This window comes from Nostoc cf. edaphicum LEGE 07299 (assembly GCF_015207245.1).
Classification (GTDB): domain Bacteria; phylum Cyanobacteriota; class Cyanobacteriia; order Cyanobacteriales; family Nostocaceae; genus Nostoc; species Nostoc edaphicum_B.
Genome location: NZ_JADEXF010000804.1, coordinates 1 through 3,094, shown reverse-complemented (window position 1 = coordinate 3,094; position 3,094 = coordinate 1). Strand labels below are relative to the sequence as shown.

Sequence of the window (3,094 nt, the reverse complement as noted above, 5' to 3'; positions counted from 1 at the left end):
GGATCATCATCCCAGCACCCCTGCAAAAATTCAATCCCCAGATCCTGCCCCGAATTCGCCGCAACGCGTGAGTCTCTGCATACGCTCGCATATTTGACAAAAGCTACAATCGCCTCATGCGACCATTTTTCAGGATTTTGCACAGGGGCAGCAGAACAGGTATCGTCTCCATGAAACGCGCAAGGAACATAAAGGGCTTTGGGTTCAACGCAACAATCTTTTATTTTAAGTAATCCATATCAGATTAACTTTATCCCCTATCATCCCCATACGTACTATAAATTCATGTCCACCATCAGCAAAACTCAGCTTCCACAAATAGGTCTGAGTTTCTCCTTGTTTGAGATCACCGAAATAAGTAGTTGTATAACCTTCAGACATACGAGGAATTAGTGGGGAGCTAACTTGGTCAAAAATTTCTTTGGTAATATCTCTTCTGTAGTCTGAATCACCAACTGTGAGAAAAAGTTCGTAATTTCCTGTAGCCGTGGCATCCAAAATAGTTTGCAAACAATTAATCACGTTTTCAGAGGGATTTGTTGAATTCATAATCATGCTCTTATGTTTGGTGTAGCTAGGTGTACTAAGGTTTCGCCCCAAAATTCAAAATTTTTGCATCAGGTCAAAATTATTACAAAACTTTGCATTCTTCGTTTTCAGTGCATCACACTTGTTACTCATTCCACTTCACCAACGTCCCATCCACAATCGCAGTCCCCACTGCCGATACTTCGCCACCAGTTTCTTGATAACAATCTGCAAAGCAGGATCGTTAGCCCAACACTCCTGCAAGAAAATCATCTCCTGGATTTTCGCGCAATTGCTCTGCCATTTTCAGCATCTTCAGCTTCTCCATCCGTCAAGGTCTAGCCTTAGACCGAGCGACGACGGACTCATACGACCATTATCTACTTACACTTTCTCTTTGCTACTAAACAAGCTTTTCAATCGTCTTTCTATTAGTTCAGGTGAGATGTCTTCTTGGTGAGTTGCAATCCACCAATGATTTCCGCTCGGATCTTTTATCCCCGCATTGCGATCGCCGTAAAACTGATCTTCTGGCTTCATGATTGAAGTCCCACCTGCTTGAAGCGCACGGTTGTAAGTTGCGTCGGTATTCTCAACATATAGGTAAATTGAACTTGGCATTGGCTTAAATTCATCCCTTGCTTCGCTCACCATTACTACTGAGTCACCAATTCTCACTTCGGCATTTATGATGCCACCTTGCGGATGTAGAGTACGACGAATTTCTTTTGCTTCAAATGCTGAAGTGAGAAACTCAATTAGGGTTGCGGCTCCTTGCACAACAAGGTATGGCGTAACAGTATGATATCCATCAGGGATTGATTTGACTGCCATAATTGTTGCATTTACTATGCAGAACAAATGTATTATACAGAGTCATAATCAAGCTGTCTAGGAACGAATGGCACTTTCTTAGCATTAAGAATGCCGCACCATGAAGCTTGAACAAATAATGCTTCAGGATTTTGAGCAGATGCACAACCCTACTGCCTGCGACATCGGATACCGCCGCATTATGTCAATAAACAAGGTCTATTCTCAATAAAGGGAAAATTTTAGGCGTTGGCGTAGCCCGCACTTCGGCAGCTCAGTGACCACCGCAGGCATCGCTGAATTTAAAGAAAATTCATTTTGGGCAACGGGCGCGGCGGAACAAGTACCTTCTCTACGAGACGCTACGCGAACATGACAGCCTTTCTCCTCAACGCCACAATGCTGGTTTTCAACCAACAACGAAGTAGACTGACTTGGTGCAGCTTCCACAAGCGCCAGCGTCGTGCAGTCCATTGCCGTAGGCAAGTCTTTCTCTTTCTCTGACCCCGACTCTCTGCTAAACTCTGCTTTTAAGGAACCTAGATAACCAAATATTGATAATGTCGTTAATTCCAAATACATTAGCAACCTTTATGGCTCTTTTCCCAATTGCCAATCCGATAGGTGCAGTTCCGGTTTTTTACACTTTAACAGCAACAGAAACATCATCACAGCGCCATCAGCAGGCATTACAAACTGCTATCAATGTAGTTTTAGTTTTAGCTGTGTTTTTAGTAGCTGGCAGATGGATACTAGAATTTTTTGGGATTTCACTAAATGTTCTACGGCTAGCAGGTGGATTACTTGTTGCTCATACAGCGTGGGAAATGGTTACAGTTTGTCAACGCTTAACTCCATCAGAAAAGGATGAAGCTATGGAAAAAGAGGATATTTCTTTTACACCAATGGCAGTGCCGTTGATCAGCGGCCCTGCCATTGGTGTAGTAACGAGTTTATCGATTAGCTTTAATCATTGGGTAGAGTATCTAGAATCTTTAGTGGGAATTGTTTTAATCGGAATTAGCCTTTACCTGTGTTTTGTCTTAGGAGAGCCATTAATTAAAAGCTTAGGAAGAAATGGTGTAGGAGCCTTAAATCGAGTTTTTGGTTTTTTTATCCTAGCCATTGGTGTACGGTTTATTGCTGATGGCTCTATTTCTTTATTGAAAGAGGCATTTCCTATCAAGTAAAATCAGCTTTGCTCTATCGCAAGTTAAAATCAAAAGGACTACAAAAATATGTTGGTCGTCTGAAAGGATTAAAGCGATTACACCGTCGGTATAGTGCCTTTTGGATTGGAATGCAATGGTTAATTATGGGTAGGGACAATAATGGAATTTTGGGCTAATTTAGCCCAGGGCGGCTGTATCATGTCAATAAGTAAAGTCTATTCTCAATAGAGCGAAAATTAATGTCATCAACTCTTACTTGTTGCGAAAATTTTCGGCGTAGGCAAAGCCCGCCGCAGGCATCGCTTTAAGGCATAAAAAATAATCAAACGCGAAATCCTAATTTTTTCGTTGGTTCTTAACCTTCGTTGTGATCAAGAGTAGTTTAGATACGTCTGCCCTGGTAACTTACTTCAACACACTGCTTCCAGTCCTAATCCAATGGTATTTGAACGACAATTATGAGTAACCCTCTTTCCCATCCCGAAGATCCAAACTTTCATTCATCTATTCAGGAGAATCTAAAACAGCTTTCTGCTCAGTTGGGATCTCCTTTGTCCGAATTGTCAGTAATGGAATTATAC

Annotated in this window: 4 protein-coding genes; 1 reads left to right on the top strand and 3 read right to left on the bottom strand. The window is 41.9% G+C overall.

The features are described 5' to 3' along the window. Window positions 1–225: 225 nt before the first annotated feature. The 3 genes from IQ229_RS20925 to IQ229_RS20910 all read right to left on the bottom strand — a co-directional run bounded on the left by IQ229_RS20925 (window position 226) and on the right by IQ229_RS20910 (window position 1,923). Window positions 226–549, bottom strand: a complete 324-nt coding sequence (locus IQ229_RS20925; protein WP_194047022.1) for a hypothetical protein — start codon at window positions 547–549, stop codon at window positions 226–228. 363 nt (window positions 550–912) lie between these two features. Next, window positions 913–1,362: a VOC family protein gene (locus IQ229_RS20915; RefSeq protein WP_194047021.1), complete on the bottom strand. Its 450-nt coding sequence runs from the start codon at window positions 1,360–1,362 to the stop codon at window positions 913–915. A 204-nt stretch (window positions 1,363–1,566) separates the two neighbouring features. Beyond that, window positions 1,567–1,923, bottom strand: coding sequence for a hypothetical protein (locus IQ229_RS20910; protein ID WP_228013615.1), 357 nt, complete (start codon window positions 1,921–1,923; stop codon window positions 1,567–1,569). An 11-nt stretch (window positions 1,924–1,934) separates the two neighbouring features. On the opposite strand from IQ229_RS20910, the gene IQ229_RS20905 reads away from it, so the two are divergent. Then, window positions 1,935–2,531 carry a MarC family protein gene (locus IQ229_RS20905; RefSeq protein ID WP_265583006.1) on the top strand — a complete coding sequence of 199 codons (597 nt, stop codon included), beginning with the start codon at window positions 1,935–1,937 and terminating at the stop codon, window positions 2,529–2,531. The last annotated feature ends 563 nt before the right edge of the window (window positions 2,532–3,094 follow it).